We start from the raw sequence: 7,898 nt of genomic DNA, 5'->3' as shown, positions 1-7,898 counted from the left end.
CACGTACTCCATCGATTCGACTCATATCGAGGCGATCCAACACAATGACGCCGCCTCATGGAACTACGATCCAACAGCGGAAGAGTACTACTACGGCTTCGGCTGTACGATCGTCTCAACTGGCGCAAAGATCCCGATAGCAGCGGAGTTCACACAGGCCAAACAAGTGGATCAAGAGACGGCGATGCGCGTCACACGTGACGCGCTCGCCGTTGATACACCGGTCTGGATGCTTGGAGACAGCGCCTACGACATCCTCGACTGGCACGACCACCTGCTAGCCGCAGGGGTCGTGCCAATCGCACCATACAATCCGCGAAATACTGACGACCCGAAAGACATCGAGTACAGGGTCGAAGACCGAATCAAGGAACACAGCGAGGACGTGCAGCTGAAACAACCCATCTTGGACGAGACGTACAACAACCGGACAGGCGTCGAACGAACCAATGACGCGGTCAAGGACTGCGGCCTCGGGCACGTCCGCGCCCGAGGCCGCGTCCACGCACGAACAGAAGTGTTCCTTGCGCTCTGTCTCCGTCTCGTTGTTGCAATCACCAACTACGAGCGAGGAAATAGTCCGGGCTGTGAGAAGCTATGAGTTGGATTCTATGACAGGCTCAAGATCGAGGAGAGTACCCGCGCCTTTAGGCCTGTCTCTTACCCATAAGTTCACCGAGTCTCAAACACACGTTTCAGACGCTGTCGAGCCCAATCTATACTCGGAAGATCGAAGTGAGGAGTGATTCGGGCAGTGATCTCGGCAGTTGGGGGGTACTGAATACGAGTAAACGAGATCGGCAAAATCGATCCATGAAGGCGTTACAGCTGTCGATATCGGAATTTTTGCTCGGGGTCCTCGAGTTCGGCAACGACTCGATTTGTGGGTAAGAGACAGGTCTTCAGGCGTGGGAGGATGTCAATACGCTTGGCTTAACGCGATTTGATGTACCACCATTAACTATATATGGATAGATTAAGAAAGTGACAACTGTAACATGAAGTGCCAACTACAACTTGACAGAGCGGTACAGTGCGAGGTGATTGAGGATCAGTGGCGATGACAGAGGACACCAACGGGGACGACGTCGCGGACCTGACGCGGACGACGATCGAGTTGGACCGAGAGGTCTGGCGGGAGGTTCGCTCCGATGCGGTCGCGGACGGGGTGAACGTCTCCGAGAAGCTCGAGGAAGTCCTCGTGGACTACTACGGATTGGAGGGATGACACGAGGATTCGACGGCCGCGACGTAGCTGTCGTAACCCGAACGACCGAGGCGTATCGCGCGACGACCGACACGAAGACGACAACACAAACACACACTACATGACAGACGGTAACAGACGGAAAAAGGCGCAAGCGGTCTTCTTCTCGCTCGTGATGGTACTCTCCATGGTGGGGGGTACTGTCGCGTTTGCGGGGAGTGCCGCGGCAGCCACAGAGGCCTCTGTGACGCAGGACAGTTCGGGGCCTACATATGTGGCACCGGGCGACACGAACGTCTCAGTTCAGGCAATTACAGTTGACGGCGGAAGCGGTGATGGTACCGATCTCGAAATTAACAACTTCACGGTTTCAAACACCGGGACTGCTGACAACAACGATATCACTGCAATCGATATTTATGAAGAGGATGGTAGTACCGGGGGCTTCCAGTCTGATGAAGACACCCAAGTTGATGGACCCGTAACCACGTTCGGCTCCGCTATTGGTGATAATGAGCAGGCAACTAACCCGGTAACCACGGTTGCGGATGGAACAAGTCAGAAGTTCTACGTGGTTGTTGAGCTTGCTGGAGACGCTACAGATGGTAACACTCTCCAGACTTCCACAGAGGTAAGGACTACTACCGATAGTGGGACCACGTTTGATAGTAGCGCACCGGACAGTGTGACGGTTAGTGCAGGTTCCGCAACGACCATAGATGCCGGTGCGCCGTCGCTTGATGACGCAAAGCAGACATCGCGGACAACAGTTGATGTCAACATTTCGGATAGCAGGTCTGGCATCAACAAAACGACTATTGATGCAACGGACTTCTCGCTCAGTACGGGATCTGTCGCCTCAATCGATAAGAGTGGCGTTACCGATGGTGAAACTGGTAAACAGACAGTCACCCTGACACTGGATTCAGCAATTAATCAGGCGACAGACGTTTCGATCAACACTAGTGGTGGAAGCATCGCGGACAAGGTCGGAAACGAATTGACGTCCGGAGATGACGCTCCCGTCACGGCAGCTGACACAATCTCGCCCGATATTTCGAACGTCCAGCTCTCTAATGATGAGAGCGGGAACCTTGTACTGACGTTCGAGAGCAACGAAGCTCTTGACACCGACCCGGCTGACATCTCCGTGTCTGTTGATGCTCCGCTCAATAACGACGAGTACACGTATGAAGAGAGCGATTTCAGAGTATCTGGATCTGGACCGTACACGTACACACTCGATGTAACACAGCCGTACGACGACAGCAAGGGTACCTACACCGCGACTGTCGACGATGCCATCGACGCGGCCGATAATAACGGCGGCGTGAATGGCGACGGCAGCGGGCTTACTGACGACTACGTGCTAGGTAACGCACGTGCGGCTTCGATCAGTGCCCAGCCGAACGGCGACTCGCAGACCTCAACCCACACGGCCAAGGTGACGCTCGACTCGCAGACCGATGTCAGCGTCTTCGAGGTCGACTACAGTGTGACCGACTTTGACGGCGACATCACGGATGCCACCGTCGAATCGTTCGGTGTCGACACGACCGGTAACGACGAGATCGACACGTCACTGACTGCGGATCAGGTCAGCTATGCTGACGGCTCCGTGCTGACCGTCGAAAACACCAGTGGCGTTACCATCGACGCCGGCGATCAGCTTATCCTGAAGTACAGCGGAGTGACGAACCCGTCGTCCGATACGGACGTCGGCCTAAACCTCGATCCGAGCACCAGTGACGTTGCCGTCACTCGGACGCTCTCGATCGGGGACACATCGCCTCCGACTGTCCAAGATGTTAGTATCAGTGGTACGTCGGTGGATGATGGGGAGGCCTACGACGAGTCTGTGAACGGCACGAGCCTCGGCTTCAAGGTCGAGTTCAACAAAGGCCTCGACACCAGCACCGAACCGACGGTGGGCTTCACTGTCGGTGGTGAGGCAGTCGAGCTCACGAACACCAACTTCGAGGATGAAGATGCGACGGACGACGTCTATAACGGCTCGGTCGACATCAACGTCGACAACGCCGAAGCAAGTGCGACCGTCGATGTCTCCGGTGCCGTTGGAACCGACGGCAACACGCAGGATGGCACGGACAGCCGGACGTTCGAAATCGACACGGCATCTCTCGGAATCGTCTCCGCGGAGACTGCCGAAAACGCAGATGAGGACGACGCGGATAAAGTGGTTGTCACACTGAACGACACCTACAGTTCCGCTAGTGATCCCGACTTCTCGGTTACGGACGACGATGATTCGAACGTCCCCATCGACACTGTTGTGACCGATACGGGCGATGACACCAAGTTGAACCTGACTTTCACGAGTGAGAACTCGCTCGCGGCTAACGCGACACCGAACGTCACGCTCGAAACGGAAGGCGGTATCCAGGACGACGCTGGCAATCCCGTCGCGTCGAGCGAGAAGGTCGAAGCCACAGACGGCGTCGCACCTGACATCACGGACTTCTCCCACAGCGTCAGTGGCGATCAGGTGACGCTTACTGTCGCTGCCGACGAGCCGCTCAACACGAGTGCGATCGAGGTTGAGCTGACGAACGGTGACACCACGACCGTCACCGACTTCGACCCGACCGACAGTCAGAACACGTACGACGCAACCACGACGGTTGACGACGCTGACTGGACTGCGGACCTCACGCAGGCCGAAGACGAAGCTGGCAACGACGGCGCTGACCCCGTGGGTACGATAAGTCCCTCGGTCGACACGAGCGGTCCGTCCTTCGAGCTCGTCACGCCAGCAGACGATCCGACGACAGACAAGGACAACATCGACATCGAAATCAGTGACCAGACCGGCGTGAACACGAGCAGCACGTACATCACCGTCGAAGACGCTGACGGTGTTGTTCTTGACAACGCTCGCGCAGCGCCGACTGGAAGCAACATCGAGATCGCGCAGGACGCTGATGTCGATACCGATGGTGATGATCCGGAAGACGACCTCAGCATCGATAATCTCGACTTAGCGGATGGTCAAGTCAACATCACCGTCGAAAGTGACGACACCAACGGAGCCAGTAACTCCACTGAGTTCACCTACGAGGTTGACACGCAGGTCGACTCCGGTGAAGTCGTGGCTCCGTCCGACACAGTCTACAAGCCGACGGACGGCACGCTGCAGGTGAAGTACAACTACGTCGACAGCAACGTCGACGTGGTCGACATCGAACTTAATGACGTGGATGGTGATGAAAACACGGTCACCTACGACATCAACGACGGCGACTACGTTGATGATGGAACGAACAAGACCGTCACGCTCGATCTCGCGAACGCGGACTCCAACGAGATCGTGGGAGATACGGATTACCGTGTCGACGTGACGGTTGACGACTCGCTCGGTAACGACGAAACCTACACCACTGGTGACGAAGATGTCGTTATCGACGACACCGAACCGGGTACGTCTGACTTCAGCGCTGACGACACGACCGACCCGCAGACGAACTTCAGCTTCGACATCGACGAAGATGACGGGACCGACTCGGGTGTCGATGCGAGTACCATCGACCTCGAGGTCAACCAGAGCGACGAAACCCTGTTCGAGGGGACGACCGCAGACGCTGCGGTCTCCTTCGACTCGGGCACGCTGACCTTCGATACGGCTGAAGCGGGCATCAGCTACACTGATGCGACGCCGGTTCATATCAACGTCAGCGTCTCCGACAACGTCGGAAACACGCTGGACACCTCTGATACTGACGGCCCAGCCCATGACTTCACGGTCAACGATGTTGATCCGGTCGTCGATTCGGTGGAAACCGAAGCCGGAACCGACACCGTTGAGGTAACCTTCAACGAGGGCGTCTACGCCAACGCTGACGGCACGGGTGCAGTCAACGCGACCGACTTCGCCTACCAGAGCAACAACGGCGGCGCGACCGCTGTCGACAGCGTTGCGCACGAGGCCGGCGACTCTGTTGCCGTCCTCACGCTTGACGCTGACGTCGCGGCGAGCGACATTGGCTCGGACCTTATCAGCGTCAACCAGAATGAGGTCTACGACGCGAATGCTGTCGCCGTGGATCACACTGCGACGACGGCACTCGCCGACACGACCGACCCGGCCACGCCTGGCCTCTCCGTTGAAGGCAACGTGACGGCAGGCAACCAAGCCGACTACGACGTCGACGTCATAGCACCCAACGCTTCGGTCGCTGACGTCGCCGTCAAGAACACCTCGTCGGGCGACATCTTCGCTCAGCAGAGCAAGGATGTCTCCTCGGGCTCCGCGCAGTTCACCTTCGACCTGACCAACATCGAGAACGGTGACGTCACCATCGAGGCGAACGTCACCGACCTTGGTGTCGACCTGACTAGCGAGAACAAGGTCACCACGGTGCCGAAGGATAACGTGTCCGCGACGATCGAGTCTGTCCAGACCAACGCCGGAACGGACGAACTCGACGTCACGTTCAGCGAGGATGTGAAGAACGTTGACGGCAACCTCGACGCGTTCGACGGTGAGAACCTGACGATCGACTCCGTCTCCGGAAGCGACGCGACCTACACGCTCACCGTCGATGAGTCGATCGCACCGAGCGACATCGACAACGAGAGCGTTACCGTCTCCGCGACGGCGCAGGTCACGGACATCGTCGGCACGCAGGCCGACACGTCCGCGGTCGCGCTCGAAGACGGCGACGATCCGGCCTTCGACGGTGTCGCTCGGGCCTCTAACGGCTCGACTACCGTCGATGTGACGTTCACAGAGAGTGTCTACAACAACACAGACGGTGCTCTCTCCGCAGAGAACTTCACCTACGTGAACAACAGCGGCGTCAACCATACCGTCGACGCCGTTGAACACAGCGCCGGTGACACCACCGCGACGATCACCCTCAACTCCTCGTTGACTCCGGACGACTTCCTCAACGATGAGATCGAGGCGACGATCAACGACTCGGTCGACAACCAGACTACCGACTCGGCGCTAATCGTCGAGTTCGTCTCTGTGTACGACTTCGAAGCGACGAACACTACAGACTCCACGGCAGAGGAGATCCAGATCGGCTTCACGTCTGACGCTGAACTCGACACGTTCACCGTCGACGTGACCACCGAACACGATCTCGTTGAAACCGAGAGTAACGCTGTGGACGTCGAACTCAACGAGTCTGGCTTCGAGGAGACTGCCTTGGACGACGGCACGTTCGAGTACGAGACCAACTTCACTGTTCCGCGTGACGGCAACTACGATGCCGATCTGACATCCGCGACCGCCGTGAGCGGCTTGGATGCGCACGTCGATGAATCGGACGACGATGCCTCCGTCGACTACGCGGATCCGACGCCCATTGACGCGGAACTCACCGGTGCAAACGAAGTGACGGTGCAGTTCAACGAGCCGGTTAGTGAAGTGGACGACTACGATGTGGAGAATATCACCGCAGACGGCCACTCGGCCAACACGGTGAAAGACGGCGAAGCACAGAACGAACTAGTCTTCACGTTCGGCGATGTTGTCGCCACGGGCGACGAGCAGAACATTGCCTTCGGTGAGGACACACTCGACGAGGACTACGGTGACGATACCTCTGTCACTGGCACTTCCGAGAAGGTCGACACCCACGAGTTCGACCTGAAGGAAGGCGCCAACTTCGTCTCTGTCCCGGCTGAATTCGGTTCGCTCGACATCTCCGAATCCGAATTCTCGGACATGAGCGTGATGACCTACGAGAACGGCGAGTGGGTCAGCTACGCGCCCGACAAGACCGACGACAACCAGGACTTCGAGTCCATGGAGGGCGGTCAGGGCTACGTCGTGACCGCCGACTCCGACGCTACCGTCGACGTGACGGTTCGCAACGAGGAGCCCGGTGACACCGCCGAGGATTCGACGCCTGGTCAACAGCAGCTCCAGGAAGGTTGGAACCTTGTCGGTCACTGGCAGGAAGGCGCTCAGCCCGCCGATGACGGTGCGGGTGGTGCCCTCGACTCTGTCGGTGGCGACAGTTCGGCGACGTATGCCTACGAACAGGCGAATGACGGCGAGTTCAGCTACGCGCCTGTCACGGCTGACGACATGTTCGAGCCGGGTGAAGCCTACTGGGTCTTCGTCGAAGACGACGAGATCTACACGGCATCGAACTACCTCGCCGAATAGCGACCGCAGCCACACACCTCTCCAAATTTATTTGGGGGTAAACACACCAAAATGACAACATCAACGACACAGATATCACGTGGCCTGCGGCTGCTCACAGTCGCGATGGTGGCCGTGCTCATCGTGAGTTCGGGTGCCGGCATCGCTGCTGCACAGGTCCCGAGTCCTCCGCACGAGATCTACGGAGACGTCACCGATCAGAATGGGAATCCGGCGGACGGATTAACGGTGACTGTCACCGACGAGGACGGAAACACCCACACTGCGACGACTGACGCCGACGGCTACTACGAGGTACAGTTCCCAGCCGAAGACGGCGATGAGGGCGAAACGCTCACCGTCGAGGTGCAAGGCTCGTCAGACACGACGACGTTCGAATCCGCCCAGACCGAACGGATCGACCATTCGGTGACAGTCGATACGGGCGGTGACGGCGGTGACGGCGGTGACGGCGGTGACGGCAGTGACGGCGGTGACGGCGGTGACGGCGGTGACGGCGGTGACGGCAGTGACGGCGGTGACGGCGGTGACAGCGGCGCCGGCGGTGGC

Annotated in this window: 4 protein-coding genes; all 4 read left to right on the top strand. The window is 58.2% G+C overall.

Annotated features, from left to right (window positions below):
- Nucleotides 1–601: transposase (locus N5096_RS15135; RefSeq protein WP_267665635.1), on the top strand; the 601-nt coding region annotated here is incomplete at its 5' end.
- A gap of 459 nt (nucleotides 602–1,060) precedes the next feature.
- A complete protein-coding gene (locus N5096_RS15130; protein WP_267665634.1) occupies nucleotides 1,061–1,228 on the top strand; it encodes a hypothetical protein in 168 nt (55 codons plus the stop codon).
- A gap of 100 nt (nucleotides 1,229–1,328) precedes the next feature.
- On the top strand, nucleotides 1,329–7,349 hold the full coding sequence (locus tag N5096_RS15125; protein WP_267665633.1) for a beta strand repeat-containing protein: 6,021 nt from the start codon (nucleotides 1,329–1,331) through the stop codon (nucleotides 7,347–7,349).
- 51 nt (nucleotides 7,350–7,400) lie between these two features.
- Nucleotides 7,401–7,898 (top strand): carboxypeptidase-like regulatory domain-containing protein (locus N5096_RS15120; protein WP_267665632.1); only part of this gene is annotated, 498 nt, incomplete at its 3' end.

Source organism: Halorubrum yunnanense (assembly GCF_026586675.1).
Taxonomy (GTDB): Archaea; Halobacteriota; Halobacteria; order Halobacteriales; family Haloferacaceae; genus Halorubrum; species Halorubrum yunnanense.
This window is presented reverse-complemented; position numbering and strand designations above follow the sequence as displayed.